Here is a 23,666-nt window from a genome sequence, read left to right on the forward strand (position 1 = left end):
AAAGGCCCCCAGCCGATTCCGGTTGGGGGCCTTTGACATCTCCGGCTGACATCAGCCGAGGAGCGGATCTTCCAGAAGGTCGGCAAGCATGGCCGCAGCTTCCCGGCGATCGTCGTCCACAACGTGTGTGTAGACATCCATGGTCATGCTGATCTGGCTGTGCCGCAGGATCGCCTGAGCCACCTTGGGGTGCACCTTGAGGAAGGCGAGCAGCGTCCCGCAGGTGTGCCGGGCCAGGCGGACTGTAATCCGGCGCAGACCGGCCCGCTTGATCAGCGCGTCGAAGGTGCGAGAGAAGCCACGCGGCTCGATCATCCCGCCGTGGCGCTCCGAGAAGATCAGGTCCTCGTTCGGAGCCTGCTGCCAGGCATCACCGGCGATCTTCCGCTCCAGCGCTTGCAGGTGCCGCCGTTCCTCCAGAGCATCCGCACAGAACTTCGGCAGCGGCAGCACGGCCTGAGACGACTCGGTCTTGAGGTCTTTCAGTACCAGGCCGCTGTCATCGCGCTGGACCTGCTTGACCGGGGTGAACTGCTGGCGTTCGAAGTCGATGTCCTGCCAGCGCAGGCCGAGGACTTCACTCCGCCGCAGGCCGAGCACCAGGACGAGGACGCAGGCCGCGTAGAGCCGGTGAGCCCGCACGGCACGCAGGAACTCGATCGCCTCGCGTGCCGACCACGGCTTGCCCTCCCCCTTGGTCACCTTCGGCATGTCCACCAGCTCGGCGACGTTGCGCGTCAGCAGTTCTTCCAGCCGGGCCCGGTTGAGCGCGTTGCGCAGCACCCGCAGAACCTCGAAGCGCGTGGCGGCCGGCACCCGCTCGCGATGCTCCAGCGTCGTCATGATCGTACGGACCTGAGCAGGCGTGAGCCGGACAATGGACTTCTTCCCGAGGTGCGGCACCAGGTACAGCCGAACCTTGGACTCGTACTTCGCGTAGGTGTTGTACTCGCGGGTGGGCTTCACGATGTGCTCGAGCCAGTAGGCCAGCCATTCCCCGACCGTCCAGCTACGGGAGGGGACCGGGACGCCGTTGCGCTCCTGGTCCTGGAGCTTGCCCAGCTTCTCGGCCGCTTCGTCGTACGTCGAGCCGTAGACGAACTTCCGCACTCGATGCCCCTCCGTGTTGGTCACGTAGGCAGCACCCTGATAGCGGCCGTCCTTGCGCTTGGTGATCGTTCACCCACCATTGGGGCGTCGCTCGGCCATCAGGCAGCCTCCTCCAGACGAGACGCGAGGAACGCACGCAGGGCGTCCGCAGGGATGCGGCGGCTGCGGCCGATGGTGAGCGAGGGAAGGCGGCGCGTGCGGATCAAGTCGCAGACCGCCGTGCGGCCGACCTTGAGGCGTGCCATCACATCCGGGACAGTCAGCAGTTCCTCAGTCATCCCAGCCGTGCCCCTCCAGTTCGGTGCGCAGCTCTCGCGCGAGTTGTCGGTCTTGCTTGATGGCGTTGGCGATGGATTGGGCGAGCCAGGATTCGCCGGGGGTGTGGCCTGCCCGGCGTAGGTCCAGTGGGCGAGCACGAGCGTGGAGCCCTTGCGCGGATTCAGCGGCTGGCCCGCGAGAACTGGGGCGAAGACCGCTCGATCTGGTCGGCAGACTTGGGTGATCGGGATCTCGTCGTCGACCAGGTCGAGGTCTCCGACGAGGAAGCTCCCGAGCGTGTGGCACGAGTGCTCGACCTTGAGGAGGGCGCACGCGTCTGTGTCCGCAGCCGACGCTTCGTGCTGGAGGGCAAGCCGGTCTTGATCGCCACGTCGTATCTCCCAGCCGAGCTAGTGGCCGGATCAGCGATCACCCAGCGCGATACGGGGCCGGGCGGCATCTATGCGCGCCTTGGCGAGCTTGGGCACAAGCCGGTCCACTTCCGGGAGGAGATCCGATCGCGGATGCCGTCTCAGGAAGAGGCCAGCCAGCTGTCACTAGCCATGGGCGCGCCGGTGTTCTTGATCTGCCGTACTGCGTTCGCCGACGGCGGCCACCCGGTCGAGGTCAACGAGATGGTCTTGGACTCGGCCTCGTACGTGCTGGAGTACGCCTTCGACGCCTGAGGGCGCAGCTGGCCTGTTACAGGTTTCTCTACCTCGATCAAGGCGCTTCTGCCGCGCACAGCGCGGCAGCGCGCGGCCCGTCGGCCGGGCCTCCGCTCCTGTCTTCGCCCCACGGCCACCCGACCGCCGGCCGCACGCCGAAACGGCGAAGGGTTGATGGTGGAGGAGGCCCGCTGTGGCTGGGGGTCGGCTCCACGGCTTTAGGCAGCCACCATGGGGCGAGCTGCCAAGATCATGGCCCCGATCGGGCAATTGCGGGCAGGCGAGGAGCCAGCCCGATTCGCGGGTCAGCGTAAGGGGCCATGATCTCTCCCCCCATGCCAGCTCCCGCCCAAAGCCGCTACACCGACCTCATGCAGGGTGCGGGCTCTAGATCGTCCGGGCCCATGAGGGTAGGTTGCCGTCATGAACACCAACCGAAAGTGCAATGCCGCGTAGGCGCCCGTCACCGCTACGGGACGACCTTCCCGTACGGACCAGCAGTCGGGACCCCGGCTATCCGGTCATCGACCATCTGTCGGGAGCGTGTCAGGTCGACATCCGCAGGCTTGAGTGCACGCGGTTCTGGCCAGGCTCCACAGCCCGTGCCTTTCGCCGCTGGTCAGCTTTGGCGCATGGCCCGCTGAAGTACCTCGCCGACCCATATACGTCGACACGATGCGGCATCCCGGATTGCGGATGTGATCCAGCGTTCTACCGCGATCACCTTGAAGAGGTGCTGCACGCGCTGCCGAAGAAGTCCGCCCGGGAGCTGCGCAAGCTCGTGTGGGCTCTTGATGAGACCGTCCTTCACAGAGCCAAGACCGTTTGCGCCTACTCCCCGGACACCCCATGGTGGCGCGACCAGCTCTAGCGATCCGACATCAATGACTGACACCAACAGAGGCGTATGAGGGTGGTTACGGTCGTACGTCGGGAACCACTCAACCAGCCGGAACACTCTGATCACCTGGCGTAGCAGGGGTCTAGGACTGACCTGATAAGGATGAGGCCACAGGTTCAAATCCTGTTAGCCCCACAGTGACGACAGGCCCGGCCGGAGATTCTCCGCCGGGCCTATCGCTTTGTGTACGGCGCGAGTTGGTGTGCTGCGGGTGCCGCCGGGCGTAGGTCACCGATCGGTATCGGTCGGTGTGTATAGTCGGGCGCCAGAAGTCCTCATACGTCAAGGAAAGACGAGGTCGCGCGGTGAAGAAGCTTCTCCTGGTCGCACTGGCCGCCATCGGCGGGCTCCTCGTGTACCGCCAGATCCAGGCGGATCGCGCCGAGCAGGATCTGTGGACGGAGGCGACCGACTCCGTGCCCGCAGGTTCGGGTGTGTGAGACGCAGCGTTTCTTGGACATGAGCCCCGGTCGCCGTAGCGGCCGGGGCTCTGTGCTGCCCGGCCTGCCGGTGCCGCTGTCCGGGGGAGTCACTGGCCGTCATCGACCGTGACGGGATCCTGCGGATTTCGCTTCCGTGAATCAATTGATTGCAGTAGCGAATCGTGAGTCGCTCCCGGCCGCACGGACGCGCCGCCCGCCCCGTCGATCGGGGCCGGACGGGGGCGCCGGTGGTCGGGGTGGCGGACAACGGGGGACGATTCGCCCGCGCGCGCAGACAGCGGAGCGGAGTCCGGGGCAGGATGGTCCGGCCACGGTCGCGTGGTGCCGGGCGCTGTGCGTCCAGGCCCCGCCCGGGGTGTCGTTCCTGGTGCGGCGAGGAGCACGGCGGCCACAGACCCGTCCGGCTATCGGCGGACTCATCGACCACGAGGAGAAGCGCGTGAAGAGGCAGCGCGGCAGGGCCCGGGTGGCGCTGGCCGGGGCGGCGGCGTTGTGCGCGGTGGCGGCGCTGCCGGGGCAGTCGTGGGCGGCGGGCCGGCCGAGCCCCTACGTCTTCGACGCCGAGGCCAAGCCGGTGAAGGGCACCCCCGTCAACATCAACGGCCCGGAGCTGGCAGCCGGTTCGACGTACAAGGACTCGATCAAGCCGGGTGAGAAGCGCTACTACCGCCTCAACCTGGACGCCCGGTCCAACGCCTATGTGTCGGCGGTCGCGGTTCCCCGGCTGGGCACCAAGGTCACCTACGCGGACCAGCTCGAGGTGTCCATCGAGGACAGCTCGGGCACCGAGTGCAGCGACGGCGAGGCACGGTTCGGGTCGGCCGCCTACGCCCGGCCGGTGGCCGACTACGCGAGCCGCAGGATCGAGAAGGACAGCAGCAGCTGCCAGGAGGCAGGGGCGTACTACGTGCTGCTGGAGCGGGACTCGGACGCCGCGTCCACATCCGAACCGTGGGACGTGGAACTCCGCTTCGTCTCCGAACCGGCGCTGAAGTCCGCCGGCCCCACCGCGGCTCCCGAGGTCTGGCCCTCAGCCTCGCCCGCGGCACCGGCCGGCGGCCCGCAGAAGCGCCACGGGGGCACGAGCTTCCACGACTCCACCAGCCTCAAGCAGGGCGAGTGGCAGGACAGCATCAAGCCTGGCGAGACGCTCTTCTACCGGGTGCCGGTCGACTGGGGCCAGCAGATCTTCGCCGGCGCCGACCTGGCCAACAGCCCGAGCGGCGACGCGACGAAGAGCGTCAGCAACGCCCTGGTGCTCGCCCTGCACAACCCGGCGAGGGGCTTCGTCGACGACGAGTCGGGCATGTACTACGACGGCAAGCAGAAGTCGGTCTCGCTGGACCCGCTGCCTCCCGTGGCGTACGAGAACCGCTACGACTCCGACAGCGCCACCAGCGCCATGCGGTTCGCCGGCTGGTACTACCTCTCGGTCACGCTCAGCCCGGAGATCGAGGAGGCGTACGGCGGCAACGCCGTCCCGCTGACGCTGCGCGTGAACGTCGAGGGGGACGCGGATGCGGCACCCCCGTACGCCGGGCCGGCCGGTGACTTCCGCGTCACGGAAGAAGACCAGGCGGCCGCGGAGAGCGGTGCGAGCGCGCAGGAAGCGGCCAAGAGCGACACGATGATGCTTGTCGCGGCCGCGGGGATCGGAGCGGGGACCGTGCTGGTGCTCGGACTCGGCGTCTGGACGCTGCTGGCACGGCGCCGGACGCCCGAGGACGCGGCATCCGCCGCTTTCTCCGTACCGGGCCAGAGCGGCCCGCAGGGGCCCGTTCAGGGAGTGGGGCACGGACCCGCCCAGGGCTACGGGTACGGGCAGTACGGGCCCCCGCCGGGGCAGTAGCTTTCCGGCCGGGGACCGGGCCGGGCCGTGGCGCGGCCTCAGACCTGGGTCAGCGCCCAGATCCCCACCGCGAAGCACAGCACAGCGACGAGCAGTACCGGGACCGCGACCTTCGGGGGCGGTCCCGGTCGCTTTCCGGTGCCTGCCGGTGGAACCTGCGGACCGTGAGCGGTGTAGGTACGGGTAGAGGGCCCGCCGTACGACGTCGCCGGCGGCTGATGGGGGGAGGCGGCATGCGCGATGACAGCATCGGCGGCCTGCACATGGGCGGGGGTGCCCGGAGCCGCACCGGTGGGAGCAGGGACCGCGGGCGGGACGGGTGCGGGCCGGGCCCCGGCGGGAGAGGCCGGGGGCGTGTGCGGCCCGCCGGAGTGCGGCAGCGGGGACGGCTGCTGTGGTGGCGGCGCCAGATGGAAGCTGCCCGTCTCCGAAGGGGGAGAAGGCGGCTGCACGGCCGTGCTCCGGTCGGCTGCCTGCTGCGGCGTCTGCGGCCCGTCCGGGCCGAAACCGGCGGGCAGCGGACCGAGTTGGTCGAAGATCTCGACGGGCTCCTCGCCCGGCGGCGGTTCGGGAAGCAGGTCAACGGCAGCGGTGAGGGCCTTGCGCGCGCCTGTGGCGGTACGGAACCGCGCCTGCGGATCGGGCTGGAGCAAGCCCGCCAGCACCTGCCAGAGCGGCTCCGGAATGCCGTGGGGAGCGCTCGGTGTGCCATGTGCGGCGTAGTGCTCGACCAGGGCCTGGGAGTCGGGTTTGCGGCCCTGCAACAGATAGAGGCCGACCAGCCCCACCGCGAACAGGTCGGCCGTGAAGTCGGGCTCCGCGCCGAGCATCTGCTCCGGCGCGAAGTAACCCGGCGTGCCCACCACATAGTTGGTCTCGGTCAGCCGGGGCTCGCCCTTGCGCATCGAGATCCCGAAGTCGGAGACCCGAAGATGGGGCCGTCCCTTTCCGGTCGCCTCCATCAGGATGTTGGCCGGCTTGATGTCACGGTGCACGACACCCTCCGCGTGGACCGCGGCAAGACCGGACAGCAGCTGGTCGAGCAGGGTGCAGACGAACCGCGGCGGCAGCGGGCCGTAGTCACCGATGACGTGGGCCAGCGAACCGCCGCTGACCAAATCCATGGTGAACAGCACCTTGTCGTCGTCCGCGGCCCAGCTGGCCGGAGCGAGCACATGGGGATGGTCGATGCGCATCGCCTGCTCCCGCACGAAGCGGAGCAGCGTGTGCGCATCGCTCTGTTGGAGAACCTTCGCCGCCACGTAGCGGCGACGACGGTGGTCCCAGGCGCGCCAGACGGCGCCGACACCACCGCGCCCGATCGGATCGATCAGTTCGTACCGACCAGCGAAGACCTCACCCATTGTGCTGCGCCAGCTCCCCGTTCCTCATGGAGGCGACTGCCCGCCTCGTTCAGCTCTGGTGCGACTCGAAGTGCGAGACCGCGTCGGCAGTGCGCCCGGCGCCGTACACCCGGAGGAACTCTGCCAGCTCCGGGTGGGTGGGGGCGAGCGAGTCCGCCGCATCGATGATGTCCCCCGCCGCTGCGACGGAGCGCAGCAAGGACTGGATCTCACGCACCACGCGACGGACCGTCGGCGCCCCCGAGCCGCTGGTCGACGAGTTGGTGCTGGTGAGGACCGAGCCGCCCTGCGACTTCTTGATCTCGTCCATCCGCGCGGTCGCCTCCACGGCACTCACACTGCCGTCGGCCACCTGTCCTGCCAATTCCTGCAGCGCCTGGACACGTTGGACCACCGCCGGGTTTCCGATCTTCGCCCGCTGGCCGCTCATCAGCTGGGAGAGCATCGGAGCCGAGAGCCCGAGGACGCCGGCGAGTCGCGCCTGGTTGAGCCCCAGGTCATCGATCAGACGACGGAAGAGAGCGCCGAGGGGCTCCCCGTACCAGCTGCGCTGCAGTTCCCTGGCTCTTGCGGTTGTCTCCTGCTGCGCTGCGTCCATTGCGTCTCCCCATCGCTTCCCCAAGCGGCTTCGCTGCTGCGAACCTTGTGCTGCATCTTACGGAGCGTGGTCGGTGACGGGGAGTCCCGGCCGAACCCCGATATTTTTGCAGGATCACGGGGGTGACCCGGTACTCTTGTGCACGACGGTTGCCGGGGCACGGTTGTCCACGGCCCTTCCGTCGTTCCGGGGCCTTAGCTCAGTTGGTAGAGCGCTGTCTTTGCATGGCAGATGTCAGGGGTTCGACTCCCCTAGGCTCCACACTGAAAATTGCCCCCTGCCCCGCGGAGACGCGGGGCAGGGGGCAATTTTCGTGCCATCGGTGGGCGTGTCCATGTCCACGCGGTACGGGGAGCCGTCGGTCCTCAAGAGGTTTGCGCGCTCCCGGTCTCCCTTGGGGAGACCCTCTAGGCGGGCACGTCCTGCGGGAGATCGCGCTCGTCCGCCGACCACTGCTGATTGCGGACGAGTGCCTGGTACTCCGGGCAGCGGAGAAGCAGCTCCTGGTGTGTACCGGCATCCAGGGCGTGGCCGGACTCCATGACCAGTACATGATCGGCATGCTGGACTGTGGACAGACGGTGCGCCACGACGACCACTGAGCGGTCCAGGGCGAGCCGCGTGACCAGGTCGCGCAGGCGCTGCTCGTTGATGCTGTCGAGCTGTGACGTGGGTTCGTCCAGCAGGACCACGTCAGCGTCCGTGAGCAGCACGCGGGCCAGGGCAAGGCGCTGGCGTTGCCCGCCCGAAAGGTCGGTGGCGCGGCCGAGGACGGTGTCGAGCCCATCGGGGAGTCGCAGCACCTCGTCGCGCAGCGCCACGGAGTGGAGCACGTCGAGGAGTGCGTCGTCACCGGGATCGGCGTCGCTGCCCAGCAGAAGGTTGTCGCGCACGGTCCCCTCGAGCAGGGTGAAACTCTGGTCGACATAGGCGACCCGCCGCCTGAGGTCGTACAGCGGCCAGTCGTGTACGTCGTGCCCGAGGACCCGGATCGTGCCCGCGTCGGGGTGCACGAATCGTTCGATCAGCGCCAGAACCGTGGATTTGCCCGCTCCTGAGTGTCCGACGAGCGCGGTGAGCCCGCGGCGGGGTGCGGAGAAGGTCAGGTTTCCCAGGACGGGCTCGTCGTCGTAGGCGAAGGCGACGTCGCGGAATTCGACGCCGGGCGCGCCCTTGTCCGGGAGCGGGCAGGTGGTGGCCGTGTCCTCGGCCTCCTGGGGAAGTGACAGCAGTTCGTCGAAGCGTGTGCGTGCGGCGAGCCCCGCCTGCAGCTGGCTGATGCTGGACGCCACGACCGCAACCGGAGCGACGAGTTGGAGCAGGTAGAGAAGGAACGCCGTGAAGTCCGGCATGGACAGGTCGCCGGAGGCCATCCGGGCGCCGCCACCGAGGATGATGCTGACCAGGGCGATCTGCTGCCCGAGTCCCATCACGGGGCCGATGAGTGATTGCAGCCGGGCGCTGAACAGCGTCGATTCCGTCAGGTCGGACGCGTCCTGGGTCAGGGAGCCGGTCGCGCGGTCCTCGGCGCGGTAGGCCTTGATGGTCGGCAGCGCGGCGAGTGTGGCGGTGAAGCGTTGAGCCAGTTCGCCAAGGGCTGTTTGCTGGGCGACGATGCTGCGTCGTACGCGGATGATCACCAGGCCGATGACAGCGCCGGCCAGCGCGAAGGATCCTATGGTGATCAGGACGAGCACCCAGTCGAGCAGACTCATGACGACCAAGGTGGCCACGACGGTGATGGTCGACAGCGGAAGCTGTATCGCCCCGACATCGATCACGGATCGCAGCATCATCGCGTCGGAGGTGACCCGCGCGACGAGGTTGCCCGGTCCCTGTGTGCGGACTTCGCGGAGCGGAAGCCGCATGGTGTGTTCCATGACCCGTGAACGCAGTCTCAGAATCATCTTTTCGCCTGTGCGGGCGAGCAGATAGCCGGACACGGTCGCGGAGAGCGCGCCGACGACCGCGAGCGCGGTCATCAGAACAACCGGCCACAACAGTCCACCGCTGTCTGAAAGGGCTTCCACCAGGTCCCTGACCATCAGTGGCACAGCCAACGTCGCGGCCGTCGAAATCAGTGCCAACAGGGCTGCGATCCCAAGTTGCAGGCGGTCTCCGCCGGCGAGGACAGCCCGCAACCGCAAGCCCGGGGCGGATTTGTTACGGGCGACTGGCATTCGTGTACTCCACCTTGTGTGCGAATTTCTGGGATTCACGGATTTCTTCGCGAGTCCATCACACGCGCGCGAGAAAAAGTAACAACAATTCTTGGGCATCCGGCGCCGATCTGCGGAAAGGCGGCCTCGCCTACAACAATTGGCTCAGGCCCGGGCGTCTCAAAGTTGGCGTCGGCGGCGGATTGTTTCGGCTGGAGTGATCGGCGCCGGAAGCTGCCTGTAGCGTGACCGGGACGTCATCCATCCGGCATTTTTCAGGATGGTTGTTCCAGCAGGCCGGCGAGAGAGAAGGACCGGGTATGTTCAACAAAAAGGAAGTGCACCTGATTGCGCTCAGCGACCTCGGTGACGCCCGTGACGCGGTGCGCCAGGCGCTGTCCGACGCCCCGAGTGACGAGGTCCCCGGACTGCGGCGTGCCGCGCGGATCCTGGACGACCTGGCGGGGCGGACCGGTGAACCGCGGCTGCGCTGGGCCCGGGGGATTCTTGAGCGTGAAGGCATCGACCCCGTCGATCACGAGGTGGCCGCCATACGGGCCCTGCGGCAGGAACTCCCGGGCCTGAGCCTGACGGCGGCGACCGAGTTGGCACGGGAAGCGAAGCTGGCTCAGGGCATGTGAGCGCCTGCCGGTAGTCACATCTGAGAGCCCCTCGGGGACGGAACCCGTCCCCGAGGGGCTCTCATGCGTCCCGGACGGCTCATGGAAAGTACTTGCCAGTTTGGAAAGTCCATGCCAGTCTGGAATCAGCAAGCCCCTCGTCGTCACGGGAAGCCGGAGAATCAATGAACACCTCAGGAGCGATGCAGCCGAGCGCCGAGTCCGCCGCAGCTGCACTGCGGAGTGCGCGTGCCGCCGAGACCGCGGCCCGGCGTCCCCGACCGGTGCCTGGCTGGTACCCCGCCACGCACGGTCTGTTGCTCGCCGCAGGACTCAGCGGGTTCGGTGCGGCCCGCATGTGGTCGCAGTGGCAGGACTGGTTCCTCGCGGCCGCCACGCTCTGCCTGGCCGGTTTCCTCGCGGTGACCTGGATCACGATGCGCAGCTCCGGTGTCGCTCCTTGGTTCGACCGGCAGCGGGGGGCCTCATGGCGGTCCTGGGGCTCGCCCGCCGTTCCGTTCGTCGTGGGCCTCCTGGCGGCGATTCCCTACGGCACGGCCGGCTGGTTCATCGGATTCGGTGTGGCCGCCGGCGCGGCGTCCTGGGTGGGGGCCGGCCGCCGGCGCGCACGCGCTCTGGAGTCGTCGTGAACCGAGCGGACCTTCCCGGCCTGGACAAGGAGATCCACCATCCCACGCGGCTCATGGTGGCCGCGTTTCTCTCCGGCTGCGCAGAGGCCGAGTTCGGCGCGGTACGGGATTACTGCGGGGTCACGGACTCTGTGATGAGCAAGACGGTCGCGGCGCTGGAAAAGGCCGGCTACGTGACGGTGCGGAAGGGTTACATCGGTAAGCGGCCACGGACCTGGGTGGCACTCACCTTGAACGGCAGGAAGGCGCTCTCGGCGCACCTTGCCGCGCTCGAGACCCTCGCGGAAGCATCCCGCAGGGCAGGGGCCGACGGACCGGCCCCGGGCGAAGGACAGCAGGAGAAGAGCTAGGGAACAGAAAACACCGCTGGGTGCCCGGGGTGCAGGCGCCCAGCGGTGGTTTGCGACCTACGGACGCAACTGGTTCAGCAGCCCCAGTTCGCCGTGGCGGAGACGCCGGCACCGCTGATGGCGCTGACAGCCGCGCCGCAGCCGCCGCTGGAGCCACCGATGAAGCTGAGGACCGTCGGGGTGATGGCCGGGGCATCGGCCGAGACGCCGGCGCCGAACTCCTCGGCGTTGGTGTAGGCGGTGTAGCCGGTGAGGAGCTGCTCTGCGGTGTTCATCGAGAATCCTTTGCTGAATGCTATGTGAAAGGGCGGATCTTTCCTGCCCCTGTTTCCGCCTTTTTCAGGCGGACGTCCACCGATCGATCAGCGGTTGCTGATCAGCAGCCCCAGGCCTTGGTGCTGGCGATGCTGCCCGCAGAGGCGCCGAGAGAGAAGTAGATGCACTCGGGGGAAGAAACGGTGGTGATGGTGGGCGTCGCGGCCGGGGACTGGTTGTCCGCGCTCGCGCCGAAGTCCTCGGCGTTGGTGTAGGCGGTGTAGCCGGCGAGAAGCTGCTCTGCGGTGTTCATGCTGATCCTTCGTCGAGTGATCTTCAGAGCGGGGGTCTTTCCTGCTCTGTCTCTATTCGATCGCAGGTATCGCCCTGAGCGCTACGCAAAAGTTATCGGCGATTGGGGGCGACCACCCTCGCGACCTGCAATCTCTTCCCTCAGACCACAGGAATTGGCTCACTGATCGGATACGCCAAAGCTGTGAACCCGGTATATGCAGAGACGGTCGGGGTGAAAAAGCAGAGCAGCCCCCACCGAGAAAGGTGGGGGCTGCTTGCCAGTGGTGCTCGGAGGTCGGTCAGCCCGTATCAGGGATCCGGCGCCAGTATTTTCGTATCGCCTGCCACACATGCAGTTCGAGACAGATCTCTCCCAGGGCGGACTTGAGCTCCGTCACCTCGGCCACGAGCCGGATCTCACGCGGGGGCGGACGGTGTGCGCCGGCTCCCTGAAGTCCGCGCAGGCCGCCTTCGATGAACGCTTCACGCCAGTCCTCGACGGACCGCTCCGAGATGTTCATGTGCCGTCCGGCTGCCTCGGCAACCGATTCCCGGCCCGAGATGACGCTCAGGACGATGTTCATCCTGTCGTCGACGGAGAGTGCCCGGGACGGGTCGTACGTGCTCTCTTCCATCCGTTCACGGACCGATGGTCATGCCAGGCCGATTCCCGGCAGCACCGGAGAGTCCAGGTTCCTGGCCGGCATCAGCGGGTCCGTCCCGGCGTTGAGGAACGCCTCGGCGACGACGGCCTCGCGCGATACGCCGTCGGCCCGCACCGCGTGTCCCACCAGGGCCTCGGCGAGTACCTGGCAACGGTGCTCGCCGAAGCTCAGCGCCCCCTTGCCCGGTCGTGGGTCGTCCGGCTCCCAGGCGGTACCGACACCGTCGGCCAACCGGCGGACGAAGGGGGAGGTGGTGGTGCCCAGACCGGACAGGCCTTGGACGGACGCGGCGATGTCGCCCGCCGCATGCCAGGCATCCGGGCCGAGATAGACCACCAGGGCGTCGCGGCGTGGGAAGTGTTTCAGGGACGAGGTGACCTTGGCCCGGTAGCGGAGCTCCAGCTCCTCCATCCGCGACAGCACTGTCCCCCAGACGTCCGGGGCCGACTCCGCGTCGGTCAGGTGGATGTAGAGGCGCAGCATCTGGGATCCCGTGACACGTCCCCGGGAGGCGTCGGTCAGGAAGAAGCCGGTCGAAAGGGCGGGGCGCGGCGCCGGGATCAGGAGGGTGACGAGATCGGAGTCCGGGCCCGGCAGGCGGTCACCGATGCGGTCGCGGGGTATGCGTACCCGCAGGCCGTCAAGCCGGACGATCACGCTGTCCGCCTCAGGGACGTCGCTGAGCACGGTCGCCTGGACCCGCGTGGTCCGATGGGGCATCGCGGCGAAGAGCCGCTGGTCGAAGTCGTCGTCGCGAAGGCTCCGTTGCCGGGTGCTGTCGCCTTGGTCCTTCATCCCGGCGTGCAGATTCTGGTAGAAGAGGCCGCCGAGTTTCTTGGCGAGGTCGCCGGGGGTCTTGGCGTCCAGTTCTTCGTGCCCGACGACGGCGGTCAGGCCCCCTTCGGCGACCTCGATCTCTTCCAGTGCCTCGGAGATCTCGGGAGCAATGAGCCCAACGGCGGTCGTCATGAGGTGCCTTCCAGACCGAGTACGGAGGTGAAGTTCTGCGGTGCCAGCAGTACGGTGCGTCCGATGCCCGCGGCCGCGCGGTCACCGGCTGTCAGCCGGGTTCCGAACTTGGCGCCGGCGAGCATGCGGTCGATCATGTGCCATCCGGCGAAAGCCGCGACCCGGGTGGTGAAGCCGTCCTCGGCTGTGGGCCGCGCCTCGCGGTAGCCGTCCCAGAACGCTTTGATCCGCGGGCGAAGACGGTCGATCTCGCGGGCCCCGTGGGCGAGGATGTCCTCGTGTGACGCGTCGCGGCCGAAGCTGTGTCCGGGATCCTCACTGATGGACTTGGGGATGCCCTGGATCGCCCGGTACAGCCATTCGCCGACGAATCCGCCGACGTCGCGGGCGGCGTCGCCGAAGCGGAATTCCTCCCAGTCGGTCAGGTAGAGGTCGTCACCCGCGACAAGGTACTGGTCGAGGCGGATGTCGCAGTGTGCGGGCACCAGGGGCGCGGCCGCTTCGCGGCGACGCAGCTCGTGCAGGGAGGCGATCAACTCCCGGTCCGGCTGGAGGAGGGCCCAGGACTCGACTTCGGCGAAGGCCGAGTGGATGAAGACCGGCAGCGACAGGGCGTCGAAATCGTCCATCGACGGTGTCTGGTGGGGCGTGCTGTCCAGCGTTCCGGGCTCGAGCGGCAGCGTGTGCAGGATTCCCAGGATGCGGCCGGCCCGGCAGCACAGGTCGTCGTCGAACGCGTCATCGGCGGACAGTTCCGACCCCGAACGCGCATCCTCGATCCGGGTGAAGGCGACCAGGCGGTGCTCCTCGTCGGATCCGAGCAGTTCGGGGCCCTGGAGTTCTGTTCCGCTGAAGCGTGACGCGATCTTCTCGAAGGCCATGATGCGGTGGAACCGCCGCAGTACGTCGTTGGGTTCGCCGCCGACGCGCTTGACGAAGACCTTGGCGCCGGTGCTCGTCGTACCGGCCCAGTTGTCGTTGCGACCGATGTGGGCGACGACGGTGTCCGCGTCGAAACTGCCCAGACCCAGCCGGCCGAGGAACTGCTCGACTTCGGGTGCCTTTTCCAACTGGACCGGGTCGAAGCGGGCCTGGGTCAACGGCGGCTTCGATACTTGATCTGTAATCACGATCACGGAGCGTATGGATTGCCCCGGCAGCCCGACAACGAATGGCTCACTATTCCCCGTTGTTGTGTTGGGGAGGGACTGGCGCTTCGGGGGCGGTGGGTGTCAGTACCGGTACGGCGCGGCTCTGCGGGGCCAAAGTAACGGGTTTTGTGTGGTCTTCTGGCGGGCGTCCGGGTCCCATAAGGTACCCGGTATGCCCACTCCGATCCTGCAACGCTTCACGCTGCCCAATGGTCTGCGGGTAGTTCTCTATCCGATATCAGGTGTTCCGGCCGTCGGCGTCAGTGTTCACTACGACGTCGGCTTTCGATCCGAACCCCAGCAGCGGACCGGATTCGCTCACCTCTTCGAGCATTTGATGTTTCAGGGCAGCGAGAGCGTGGACCGGATGGAACATTTCGGCCATGTGCAGGCAGCCGGCGGAACCGCCAACGGATCGACACATCAGGACTACACGGACTTCTATCAAGTCGTTCCGTCAGCTGCGCTGGAGCGAGTTCTGTTCCTGGAAGCCGATCGGATGCGCGCGCCGAAGCTGACGGCGGAAAACCTGCGGACACAGGTGAACGTGGTCAAGGAGGAGATCCGGCTCAATGTGCTGAACAAGCCCTATGGCGGCTTCCCGTGGACCGTTCTGCCGGGCCTGTTGTTCCAGACCTATCCCAATGCGCACAACGGGTACGGTGATTTCACCGACCTCGGGCGTGCAACGGTGGACGAGTGTGCCGCGTTCTTCGATGCCCACTACGCGCCGGGAAACGCGGTATTGACGATCGCGGGCGACATCGACCCCGGTCGAGCGGTCGATCTGGTTCTCCGGCACTTCCAGGATGTTCCGGCGCGACACCTTCCCCCGGCGGTGGACCTGAGCGAACCGGCGCCGGATCAGGAGCTCAGGAAGGAGCACCTCGACCCCCACGCGCCGATGCCGGCCACCGCGATCGGCTACCGCATGCCGGACCCCCTCGCCGACCTTGATGCCTATCTGGCGCACATGGTGCTCTGCGTGGTTCTCACCGGTTCGGGCGAGTCGTCCAGGCTCAAGCGGCGGTTGATCCACGGTGCCTCCCCGCTGGTCACCGATGTGAGCACCGGCTGCGGCCTGTTCGGCGCTCTGGACGCCCGGGATCCCGAGACGTTCCTGTGCGTCGCGACGCATCCGCAGGAGACCTCGACCGACCGGCTGCTGGACGTGCTGGACAGCGAGCTCGAGGACTTGGCGGCACGGGGCCCTCTTGAGGAGGAGCTGGTGCGGGCCACGGCTTTGAGCAGCGTGGGCATGCACCGCAAGCACGACATGCTGCTGGCGCGGACGCGTGCCCTCGGGGCGCAGGAGGTGCTCTTCGGCAAAGCCGAGCTCGTGGACGAGCTGCCCGGCCGCCTCGCCGCCGTGACAGCGGAAGACATCGCCCTGGCCGCCAAGTCGCTGCGGCCGTACTCCCGTGCCGTGCTCAGTCTTCGTCCCGCTCCGTCACCGGTACCTCGCCCGAGCCTGTCAGGAAGCTGATCCATGATCGACACGCCTTTGGTCCGCGCTCCCCTGGGAGAACCTGTCCGTCGCAGCGCTGAGGAGATCGGCCGCACCGCCGCCGGGCCCCGGGCGCTGCCGGCCCTCGATGTCCGCAGACGCCAGGCCTTGCCACCGATGACCGACGTCGTTCTGCCCAACGGGCTGCGGGTGATCGCCGCCCGGCGGCCGTCCATCCCGATGGTCGAGATGCGGATGTCGGTGCCCTTCGCCGGCGCCACGTTCGAGCACGCGGCCACGGCCGAAGTCCTGGCCGCCACCCTGTTCCGTGAAGGGCGTCCTTCACGGGAGGGCATGGAGGCCGCGATGTCCCGTCACGGCGTCACCCTGGCCGCTGATCGGTCGTCCCGGTGGCTGCACATCTCCGGGTCCGCGCCCGGGCACGCGCTGGACACGCTGGTGGACGTCCTGGCCGACGCGCTCACGCACGGGTCCCCGGAAGAGGAGGAGATCCGCCAGATACGGCACCGGATGGTGCGGCAGATCTCCATGATCCGGGCGCAGCCGCAGGTGATCGCGCAGGAGGCTCTGTTCGCGCACTGCTACGGAGAGGTCCCCGGACTTCAGGAGGTTCCCTTCCCGGCGCCCGTGGAAGCGGTCACCGGCGCGTCCGTACGGGAGCTGCACAAGGCCCTGGTGCGTCCCCGGGGAACCGTCCTCGTGCTGGTGGGAGACCTGGATCCGGGGCGGGCTGTCGACCGGGTGGCCACCGCGACCCGGAACTGGGGCGGCATCGGGACGGTGACGGCACCGACGGCGCTCCCGCCGGTGCGCGGTGGGCGTGTCGCGCTCGTGCCCCGGGCCGACGCGGTTCAGTCGCAGATCAGGCTCGTCCGCCCTGTGGTGGCGCGGACCGACGACCGTTTTCCGGCCCTGAGCCTTGCCAGTCTGGTATTCGGCGGCTACTTCTCCTCACGGCTGGTCAAAAATCTCCGTGAGCGCAAGGGACTGGCTTATCGTGCCGATGTCGGCTTCCAGGATCATCTGGACAAATTGGTTGTGAGTATCGAGGCGGACACCGCCACGGAGGCCACGGCCCAGGCCTACGGAGAAATCCGTGCAGAGCTGGAGCGCCTGGTCGACGATCCGCCTTCGGAGGCGGAGATCGGCGCGGCCCGCGAGTACACCATCGGTATGGCGATGCTCGCCCTGTCGTCCCAGGCGGGGTTCGCCACCAGTGTCGTGACGGCCGTGAGCCTGGGGCACGAACCGGATCGGGTCACCACGTTTCCGGAGCTGCTGCGGAGCGTCACTCGTGCTCAAGTGGCCGACAACGTAAGGGAGTTCTTTGATCCTGATGCGTTCAGTGGGGTCGTCGTCGGCGATGCGGCCGAGCTGGCCGACGGGCTGCACGCCGTGGGCGGAGTCGATGTCTCCGCGTCCGCCGCCGGCTGATCCTCCGGCACGCCGCGTCGGAGTGGAAGCGTCCGGAAAGTTCGTATTGGGAAATCTCAAGTAAGGCGCAATTTTGTTGCCCCGCGGAATGCGCCAGTTATATGATCTTGGTGTTGGCGGGCATTCCGTGCGCGACCAAATGTGTTCACTTGAGAGATCTGACCAAGTCTTTCCAACGGGGAAACAGTGAAGCCATCAGAGATGTTCAATATTCACACACTGCCGCCGTTCCATACGGACGTCATCCGTCATGGGCGTTCCAGCGCCCGCCCATGTTCGTGAACGGCCCCAGGACCGTTTGAGCGGGTCTTCAGGCCGTCCGGTCTGGACCTGGACTCACAGTCACTGCAGGTCGCGCGGGGCGCGTAGGTGAACGGGCTGACCTCCCGTCCACCTGGGCACTCCGTCGGATCCACCGCGGGGAGGCTTGCCGGCAGCAAGCTCTCGCGGGTTATGAATGGAGACGAGAGGCGATGTCACGCCCTCCGGTAATGCCAGCTGCTGAAAAACTGAAGATCGTCCTCGGGGTGTTGTCGGGCGATCAGACAATCGCAGAAGCCGCGCGTCGAGCCGGTGTATCCGAACAGTCCGTGGGGAACTGGAAGCGGCAGTTCCTCGACGGCGGACGTACCGGCCTCGAGGGAGGGAATTCACGCAATGCCCAGCGCGAGCGTGATCTCCTTTCCGAAATCACGGAACTGAAAACAGCGCTGGGCGAGGCGTATGTGCAACTAAGAGTGCGGAGGAAGTCGGGCGAGTACCGCACGGTCCCTTTTCAGACCTCGAGGCAATCAGACAGGACGCCAGGATCAATGTCTCGAGGTTCTGCGAGATCTTGGGAATCCCTCGGCGGACCTACACGCGCTGGAAGATGAAGCACGTTCCCTCGCAGCCGGCCCAGCGGGGCTGAGGCCGCGCTGGGCCACGGATGAACTGATCCGCGGATGAACCGCGGTGCCCCCCGGCGGCAGTCGCCGCCGGGGGGCACCGACATTTCCAGGTCATCAGAGAATCGACAGCGGTCCAGGCAGGGTCTGGGCGCCGTCCTCGTCGATCAGTTCGGCGATCGCCGAGGCGTACTCGGTCAGTTCGGGATGCCACCCCATGTACGCGGCGAAGTCGTGCGCGTGAGTGAAGATCCGCAGCACCGCGGCGCGCCCCACCGTCGCCGGGTCGTCCGGCGCACCGTACGCCCGGCACAGCCCGGTGAGAGCGGCGTGGTAGTCGCGCGGGTCCATGACCAGGCCTGGTGTCCGGCGCAGGAGGGTCATCCGCCACTCCGCGAACTCTCCCAGCAGCCAGCCGAGGTCGAAGTCCGCCGGGCCGCGGGCGACATCCTCACCGATGAGCAGGCAGCCCTCTCCCGGCCGGCTCCCCGCGATGACCGATCCCAGACTCGGGGCCCCGTGCAGGAAGACGCCGTCGGTGAGATCGGTGGCCAGTGACGCGCACCAGTCCTGCACCTGGCTCCACCGGCCGGAGCCGAGTTGTCGGCGGACCACGGTGTGGAAGGCCGTCGCGGCCCGTGGTCCCCTGCCTCGGAGCATCCAGGCAGCCAGCCGGGCCGGACCCGCCGGCCCGGACGTGGCCCGGGAACCGGGAACCGCGGAGTGGAGCAGGCGCAGGGCCGCTCCCGTACCGGACAGGGCCGAGGTGACGAGCTGGGGCGTGAGGCGGGGATCGCTGCCGACACAGAGCTTCGCCACCGCGACGGGCCCCGGCACCCGGTAGTGCAGGGCGTCCGCGACCACTTCCGGGAGCGCCAGGCGCAGGTCCGGGAGTCGCAGAGCGCGGATCGCGTCGCGGACCGGCTGACCGGGAGGAGTCAGGGGTGACGGGCGGTCGGCGCCCGGGCGGCGGATCCACACATAGCCGTGATCGCCCTCGTGGACGGCCGTCCGGAGGAAGCCCGTGGCGAATTCCTCCACAGGAGGCGCGGTGATGCCCGTCATGCCCGGGCCCCACGCTCGGCGGCGCCGGCCACGAGCCGCGCCCTGAGGTGTTCGAGGGTGGGTATCACCTCGGGCAGCGGTGTGGCGACGGAGGCGTCCATCTGCCCGGTCGTCACGCTGAAGCCCGGTTGCGGGGGCACCACGGCCACATTGGGACGCCGTTCCAGCGCCGCTACGTGCTGCTGGTAGGCGAACGATTCCACTCCGCCGGGCGGCAGCGCGGGGGCGACGGCGATGGGCGCCCGGGTGCACTGCAGGGCGAGCATGAGGGGTGTGTCCGCGACACCGAGCGCCAGGCGGCTGACGAAGTGGAACGTCGCCGGGTGAACCACGATCGCGTCCGGCCACTGCGCGAGTTCGACGTGACGTGCGCCGACTTCGGGCGCCTCCGGCCACGCGTCCCGCAGCACCTCGTCGCCGGCGAATGCCGTCAACGCTGTACGCGTGACGAAACGTTCGGCGGACCGGGTGACCATCGTCCGCAACTCGACATCGGGATACGCAGTCCGCAGCCAGTTGACCCACATCGGCATGAACATCACCCCGATGGCGCCGGTTCCCACGAAGAGCACTCTGCGGGCGCCGAAGGCCGGGGCCGGCCCTGCGGCCATCTTTGTCGCCTCAGCCATGGAGCCGGTCCTCGGCCGCGAGGATTTCCTGAAGGTCGGTCATGGTGGCGCCCAGCCCTTCCGTATGGATCACACCGGCCGGATTCAGCACGACCTCATCCACGCCGTTGAGCCGGTAGCGGTGGAGTTCAGCCGCGATCTCGTCGGGTGTACCGGACACGAACACCCCCGCCTCCACCAGGGCGTCCGCCCCGGCGTCGGGATCATCGGCGTACGCCTGCACTCCCGCCCGGCGCAGCATGTCGGTGTAGTGGGCGGCGCTGAGATGCGCGCCCGCACCCCGGCGGGCCGCCAGGCGGATGTCACGGCCGGGCCGGGCGACCGCGACATGGACCACGGTCGCCACACGCGGTGCCTTGCGGCCCGCGTCCGCCGCGCCCTCGGCCAGCGCGGGCGCGAGCGTGTCGGCGACATAGTCGGCGGGCGTCATCCAGGTGACGGCCACGTCGGCGACCGCGCCCGCCATCCGGGCCATCCTCGGGCGCAGCACGCCGAGGCCGAGTTCGACCGGCGGGGCGTCCAAGGGGATGAGCTGCGCGTCGATGGAGTGGTACTCGCTCTCATGGCGCGCCACCTTTCCGTCGAGCAGTTCCCGCATGGAGGTCATGTACTCGCGCATCGCGGTGAGCGGCTTGGCGTAGCGGGCCGGCAGCAGGGACTCCTGGAACTCCGGTGCGGCCGGGCCGATACCGGCCACGTACGGGGCTCCGGTGAGTGCGGCGACGGAGCGCGCCTGTACGGCGGCGTCGTAAGGATGCCGCAGGGGCGCGAGGGTCACTCCGCTGCCCATGGGGATGCGTAGGCCCATGCCCGCCAGAGTCGCGAAGAGCTGGTGCGTGTCCAGGCGCAGGGACTGCCCGAGCCACAGCCTTCCCGAGCCCCGGCGTTGCAGCAGCCGGGCGACAGGAAGGATCTGCCCCGTGGTCGTGGGCTGGATCGGGTACATGATGCTGGTCTTGTGCTTGGAGGCCATGGGGTCCATCCCTCAGTAGGAGCGTTGGCCGACGACTTCACGACGAGCCATCAGCCGGCTCCCGGATTCCCGGCGTGAGGAGTTGAGCAGGAGCCGCGGAGCGAGCAGGAGACCGAGCAGGGTCCAGGCGCCGAGAACACCGAAGGTCTCCCAGTGCTGCCAGCTCTGTGCGGTCTCGGCGACGAGCGCACTGTCGGGGAGCAGCGCCGAACGAATGCCCTGTGCGATCCATTTGAGCGGGAAGACCTGGCCGATGATCTGCAGCCACTGGGGCATGCTCGTGACCGGGAAGAAGATTCCCGAGACGAAGAGCAGCCCGAACATGGGGATCATGACCCAGGCCAGCGCCTGGCGCGGATTGGGCAGAACGGCGCCGATCGCAGCGCCGGTCAGGGCGAGGGCGACGAGGCCCAAGGTGATGACCCAGAGCAGGGTGCACCACTGGCCCGGACTCCGGGGGAACCCGGAATCGGTGAGGACCGCGCCGCCGACAAGGAGGAGCACGGTGCTGAGAACGGCGATCGTGATGACCATCAGGGTCTTGGCCACGAGGTAGGCGAACATCCCGCCTGGCGTGCCCCGCAGACGCAGCAGCGTTCCGTCCTCGCGCTCCGTGGCCAACTGCTGCGGCAGCCAGACCATCGCGACCAGGAGGAGCAGCGACGCGACGCCCCCGGCGATCACCATCCGGGAGGATGCCACCGAGCTGCCCGAAATGTTTCCCGTCTGCAAGGACGCGGCGAAGAGGAACATGGCCGGATTGCCCAGGTGCCCGAGATACTCGCGCGGGGTACGCATGGTCTGCCGCAGTTCGATTCTTCCCCGGTGCAGCCCCACGACGAGGGCCTGTCGGCTGATCACGCTTCCTCCTGGCGGAGCATGCCCAGATAGGTGTCCTCCAGCGTGGGCCGGCGCACCTCCAGGTCGGGGATTGGCCCACCGAGCCGGGTGTGGAGGTCCCACACCAGACGGGAAGGGTCTTTGGTGCGCTGATGGCGCCGCTCATCGGCCTCCGACCAGCGGACCTCCGCATCGGCCTGGATCTCGGCCGCCAGTTGGCCAGGGGACCCCAAGGCGATGAGACGGCCCCCGACCAGCACCGCGATCCGGTCTGCCAGTCGTTCCGCCTCGGCGAGATCGTGGGTGGTGAGCAGGACGGTCATGCCTTCCACCGTGCTGAGACGTTCGACCAGCGTGTGGAAGTCGCGCCGCGCCTCCGGGTCGAATCCGGTGGTCGGTTCGTCGAGGAAGAGCAACTCGGGCCCACCGATGATGCCCAACGCGACATCCAGGCGCCTCCGCTGACCACCCGACAGCTGCTGGCACTCCTGCCCGGCCTGCTCACTCAGCCCGACGGCGTCCAGCAGTTCCTGCGGGTCGCGGGGGTCGGGGTAATACCGTGAAAAGTGTTCGACCAACTCCTGGACCCGCCACCGGGCGTGGTCGCGCCAGGACTGCATGACGATGCCCACCCGGGCCCGCCACGCGTCTCCGGCGTCCTCGGGGTCGGCCCCCAGCACGCTGACGTCGCCGCTGGAGCGACGGCGGAATCCTTCGAGGATCTCGATGGTGGTGCTCTTGCCCGCTCCGTTCGGGCCCAGCAGCGCGAGCACCTCGCCGCGTCGCACATCGAGGTCCACGCCGTGGAGCACGTCGCGTGACCCGTACCGCATCCGCAGATTGCGGATGCTGATCGCGGGAGGGCCTGGGTCGGAGGACGGCGCCGCTACCGGCGGCGCTGCTGCGGGAATGACCATATCGCTGGACCCTAATGAGCAGATGATCTCCACACACGCTCGCGGAAGAGGTTGGCCCAGGTCCCGGATGCGTTCGCCGCCACGCGATTCATGGCTGCTGACCTGGTCAAACACGTCTTCGGTCAGCTGGGCGCCCAACTAACAGAGTCGGTTGCTTTCTTGGTGACGCGCAGGGGATCGGGTCGACGCCGGCCGGCACCGGCCGACCGACGAGCCGGCCGCCGCCGGGCACGATGTAGTACCGGATCACGGCCCGTGGCTGCGGCCTCTCGCAGCCATTAGCGGCGGGCGGTGCGTCTGTCGAATCGGTCGCCGACGCTGCCACTGCCCTCCAGCGGTGCTCCAAGGAGGGGCTTCGGGGTCCCGTCGAGTCGGTGATCCGGCCGGGCCCGCGCTCGCGAAAGCGGTCCGGCGGACACCGTTTCCCTGCGCTGAACTGCACTTTCGCCGTTCTGCGGGGAGAACGGCGAAAGCCCTGTACGGGTTGCGGCGGGCTCGCAAGTCGGGGCTCCGGCCCGGCGGGCTGGACCATCCGGGTGGTGTTCATCAGAAGAACTGCGCAGTGGCGGCGTCGCTCCCCCACTTCTCGAAATGCGTACACATCATGAGGAAGGTATGTAAAGCGCTCAACCCGAAAGCGAGGGGTCATGGCCACCTTCAAGGTCAGGAATCTGTGGAACGCGTTCATCACCGCGTTCTTTGCTCTGCTTGCCTCGGTGGGGCTCACCACCGCCGCCGCCACGGCACAGCCGGCCGCGCAGTCCCCGGAGGAGCCGGCCGACGCGGCCCGTCCGAAGGCGCTGCGCGCGACGGTTCCGGCTCAGACAAGGCGCCAGGTCACATGGCCGGCGCCGAGGGTGCGCGACCGGTCGCTGCCGCCCACGATGAAGCAGCGCATCAGCGCCGAGGCGCACGGGTCGTCTCCCGCTGTGCGGCATCTGTCAGGGCTCGACACGAGTGGCGCGAATCCGGTCGCACCCTACGCAGGCGCGTTCGGCCCCGCCGCTTCACCCGGTATCCCCTCGGCAGCCGCCCCTGTCCCCGCCGTGTCCCCTGTAGCCTCCGCCCCCGCTGCCGCGGCAGGGTCCGCCGCCCGCTTCGGTGACAGCCCGGCGATGAGCACTTCCACAGGCGCCGACGCTCAGGCCG

At 68.1% G+C, this 23,666-nt stretch carries 23 protein-coding genes, 1 tRNA gene and 2 pseudogenes; 11 read left to right on the forward strand and 15 right to left on the reverse strand.

The window, feature by feature from the left end; genetic code table 11:
• Positions 1-51 precede the first annotated feature (51 nt).
• Positions 52-1,134, reverse strand: coding sequence for a tyrosine-type recombinase/integrase (locus tag ACIPJI_RS28955; RefSeq protein ID WP_402249722.1), 1,083 nt, complete (start codon positions 1,132-1,134; stop codon positions 52-54).
• A 74-nt stretch (positions 1,135-1,208) separates the two neighbouring features.
• On the reverse strand, positions 1,209-1,388 hold the full coding sequence (locus ACIPJI_RS28960) for a helix-turn-helix domain-containing protein (RefSeq protein ID WP_402249724.1): 180 nt from the start codon (positions 1,386-1,388) through the stop codon (positions 1,209-1,211).
• Between the two features lie 159 nt (positions 1,389-1,547).
• Here ACIPJI_RS28960 and ACIPJI_RS28965 point away from each other — a divergent pair.
• From ACIPJI_RS28965 to ACIPJI_RS28975, 3 genes and pseudogenes are all read left to right on the forward strand, one after another.
• Positions 1,548-2,054: pseudogene (locus ACIPJI_RS28965) on the forward strand (GntR family transcriptional regulator); the annotation flags it as partial.
• 1,188 nt (positions 2,055-3,242) lie between these two features.
• A complete protein-coding gene (locus ACIPJI_RS28970) occupies positions 3,243-3,377 on the forward strand; it encodes a DLW-39 family protein (protein WP_003958712.1) in 135 nt (44 codons plus the stop codon).
• Between the two features lie 442 nt (positions 3,378-3,819).
• Positions 3,820-5,229 carry a hypothetical protein gene (locus ACIPJI_RS28975; RefSeq protein ID WP_402249726.1) on the forward strand — a complete coding sequence of 470 codons (1,410 nt, stop codon included), beginning with the start codon at positions 3,820-3,822 and terminating at the stop codon, positions 5,227-5,229.
• A 38-nt stretch (positions 5,230-5,267) separates the two neighbouring features.
• On the opposite strand, the gene ACIPJI_RS28980 is transcribed toward ACIPJI_RS28975, so the two are convergent.
• Together ACIPJI_RS28980 and ACIPJI_RS28985 are read right to left on the reverse strand one after the other, a co-directional pair.
• Positions 5,268-6,593: a serine/threonine-protein kinase gene (locus ACIPJI_RS28980; RefSeq protein WP_402249728.1), complete on the reverse strand. Its 1,326-nt coding sequence runs from the start codon at positions 6,591-6,593 to the stop codon at positions 5,268-5,270.
• A gap of 49 nt (positions 6,594-6,642) precedes the next feature.
• A complete protein-coding gene (locus ACIPJI_RS28985) occupies positions 6,643-7,191 on the reverse strand; it encodes a DNA-binding protein (RefSeq protein WP_307707377.1) in 549 nt (182 codons plus the stop codon).
• Positions 7,192-7,379: 188 nt separating this feature from the next.
• Between ACIPJI_RS28985 and ACIPJI_RS28990 the strand changes: the two genes are divergently transcribed.
• Positions 7,380-7,452 (forward strand) — tRNA-Ala (locus ACIPJI_RS28990).
• Between the two features lie 146 nt (positions 7,453-7,598).
• On the opposite strand, the gene ACIPJI_RS28995 is transcribed toward ACIPJI_RS28990, so the two are convergent.
• A complete protein-coding gene (locus ACIPJI_RS28995; protein WP_402249819.1) occupies positions 7,599-9,371 on the reverse strand; it encodes an ABC transporter ATP-binding protein in 1,773 nt (590 codons plus the stop codon).
• A gap of 299 nt (positions 9,372-9,670) precedes the next feature.
• Here ACIPJI_RS28995 and ACIPJI_RS29000 point away from each other — a divergent pair, with 299 nt between their 5' ends.
• The 3 genes from ACIPJI_RS29000 to ACIPJI_RS29010 all read left to right on the forward strand — a co-directional run bounded on the left by ACIPJI_RS29000 (position 9,671) and on the right by ACIPJI_RS29010 (position 10,970).
• Positions 9,671-9,991, forward strand: coding sequence for a hypothetical protein (locus ACIPJI_RS29000; protein ID WP_356623460.1), 321 nt, complete (start codon positions 9,671-9,673; stop codon positions 9,989-9,991).
• 164 nt (positions 9,992-10,155) lie between these two features.
• Positions 10,156-10,620, forward strand: coding sequence for a hypothetical protein (locus ACIPJI_RS29005; protein WP_356623459.1), 465 nt, complete (start codon positions 10,156-10,158; stop codon positions 10,618-10,620).
• A gap of 53 nt (positions 10,621-10,673) precedes the next feature.
• Positions 10,674-10,970: a transcriptional regulator gene (locus tag ACIPJI_RS29010; protein WP_356623469.1), complete on the forward strand. Its 297-nt coding sequence runs from the start codon at positions 10,674-10,676 to the stop codon at positions 10,968-10,970.
• A 74-nt stretch (positions 10,971-11,044) separates the two neighbouring features.
• Here the strand turns inward: ACIPJI_RS29010 and ACIPJI_RS29015 are convergent, their stop codons facing one another.
• The 5 genes from ACIPJI_RS29015 to lxmK all read right to left on the reverse strand — a co-directional run bounded on the left by ACIPJI_RS29015 (position 11,045) and on the right by lxmK (position 14,283).
• The gene (locus tag ACIPJI_RS29015; RefSeq protein ID WP_189473171.1) at positions 11,045-11,245 is read right to left on the reverse strand and encodes an LxmA leader domain family RiPP; all 201 of its coding nucleotides are present in this window, start codon (positions 11,243-11,245) and stop codon (positions 11,045-11,047) included.
• Between the two features lie 101 nt (positions 11,246-11,346).
• A complete protein-coding gene (locus ACIPJI_RS29020) occupies positions 11,347-11,538 on the reverse strand; it encodes an LxmA leader domain family RiPP (protein ID WP_189473172.1) in 192 nt (63 codons plus the stop codon).
• A gap of 280 nt (positions 11,539-11,818) precedes the next feature.
• Positions 11,819-12,154: a transposase gene (locus ACIPJI_RS29025; protein WP_402249731.1), complete on the reverse strand. Its 336-nt coding sequence runs from the start codon at positions 12,152-12,154 to the stop codon at positions 11,819-11,821.
• Between the two features lie 18 nt (positions 12,155-12,172).
• A complete protein-coding gene (locus ACIPJI_RS29030; RefSeq protein ID WP_356623455.1) occupies positions 12,173-13,153 on the reverse strand; it encodes a T3SS effector HopA1 family protein in 981 nt (326 codons plus the stop codon).
• Complete coding sequence (lxmK, locus tag ACIPJI_RS29035; protein ID WP_356623453.1) at positions 13,150-14,283, reverse strand: class V lanthionine synthetase subunit LxmK; 1,134 nt, start codon at positions 14,281-14,283, stop codon at positions 13,150-13,152. The genes ACIPJI_RS29030 and lxmK overlap by 4 nt, the downstream gene beginning before the upstream one ends.
• A 193-nt stretch (positions 14,284-14,476) precedes the next feature.
• On the opposite strand from lxmK, the gene ACIPJI_RS29040 reads away from it, so the two are divergent.
• The 3 genes from ACIPJI_RS29040 (at position 14,477) to ACIPJI_RS29050 (ending at position 18,081) form a co-directional block, all read left to right on the forward strand.
• On the forward strand, positions 14,477-15,790 hold the full coding sequence (locus tag ACIPJI_RS29040) for a M16 family metallopeptidase (protein ID WP_402249733.1): 1,314 nt from the start codon (positions 14,477-14,479) through the stop codon (positions 15,788-15,790).
• Between the two features lie 138 nt (positions 15,791-15,928).
• The gene (locus tag ACIPJI_RS29045) at positions 15,929-17,206 is read left to right on the forward strand and encodes a M16 family metallopeptidase (protein WP_402249734.1); all 1,278 of its coding nucleotides are present in this window, start codon (positions 15,929-15,931) and stop codon (positions 17,204-17,206) included.
• A gap of 491 nt (positions 17,207-17,697) precedes the next feature.
• Positions 17,698-18,081, forward strand: coding sequence for a helix-turn-helix domain-containing protein (locus ACIPJI_RS29050; protein ID WP_229835282.1), 384 nt, complete (start codon positions 17,698-17,700; stop codon positions 18,079-18,081).
• Between the two features lie 129 nt (positions 18,082-18,210).
• Here the strand turns inward: ACIPJI_RS29050 and ACIPJI_RS29055 are convergent, their stop codons facing one another.
• The 5 genes from ACIPJI_RS29055 to ACIPJI_RS29075 are packed head-to-tail and all read right to left on the reverse strand — an operon-like array spanning position 18,211 to position 22,433.
• Positions 18,211-19,158 (reverse strand): hypothetical protein, encoded by a 948-nt coding sequence (locus ACIPJI_RS29055; RefSeq protein WP_402249736.1) that lies wholly within the window; start codon positions 19,156-19,158, stop codon positions 18,211-18,213.
• Positions 19,155-19,787: a flavoprotein gene (locus ACIPJI_RS29060; RefSeq protein ID WP_402249737.1), complete on the reverse strand. Its 633-nt coding sequence runs from the start codon at positions 19,785-19,787 to the stop codon at positions 19,155-19,157. The genes ACIPJI_RS29055 and ACIPJI_RS29060 overlap by 4 nt, the downstream gene beginning before the upstream one ends.
• Positions 19,780-20,760, reverse strand: a complete 981-nt coding sequence (locus tag ACIPJI_RS29065) for an LLM class flavin-dependent oxidoreductase (RefSeq protein WP_189473181.1) — start codon at positions 20,758-20,760, stop codon at positions 19,780-19,782. The genes ACIPJI_RS29060 and ACIPJI_RS29065 overlap by 8 nt, the downstream gene beginning before the upstream one ends.
• A gap of 12 nt (positions 20,761-20,772) precedes the next feature.
• Positions 20,773-21,621, reverse strand: a complete 849-nt coding sequence (locus ACIPJI_RS29070) for an ABC transporter permease (RefSeq protein WP_229835284.1) — start codon at positions 21,619-21,621, stop codon at positions 20,773-20,775.
• Complete coding sequence (locus ACIPJI_RS29075; protein ID WP_402249821.1) at positions 21,618-22,433, reverse strand: ABC transporter ATP-binding protein; 816 nt, start codon at positions 22,431-22,433, stop codon at positions 21,618-21,620. Before ACIPJI_RS29075 ends, ACIPJI_RS29070 begins: the two co-directional genes overlap by 4 nt.
• Before the next feature lie 731 nt (positions 22,434-23,164).
• Here ACIPJI_RS29075 and ACIPJI_RS29080 point away from each other — a divergent pair.
• A pseudogene (locus tag ACIPJI_RS29080) lies at positions 23,165-23,471 on the forward strand (DUF6344 domain-containing protein); the annotation flags it as partial.
• Between the last annotated feature and the right edge of the window lie 195 nt (positions 23,472-23,666).

It is taken from the genome of Streptomyces sp. NPDC086835 (assembly GCF_044745705.1).
GTDB lineage: Bacteria > Actinomycetota > Actinomycetes > Streptomycetales > Streptomycetaceae > Streptomyces.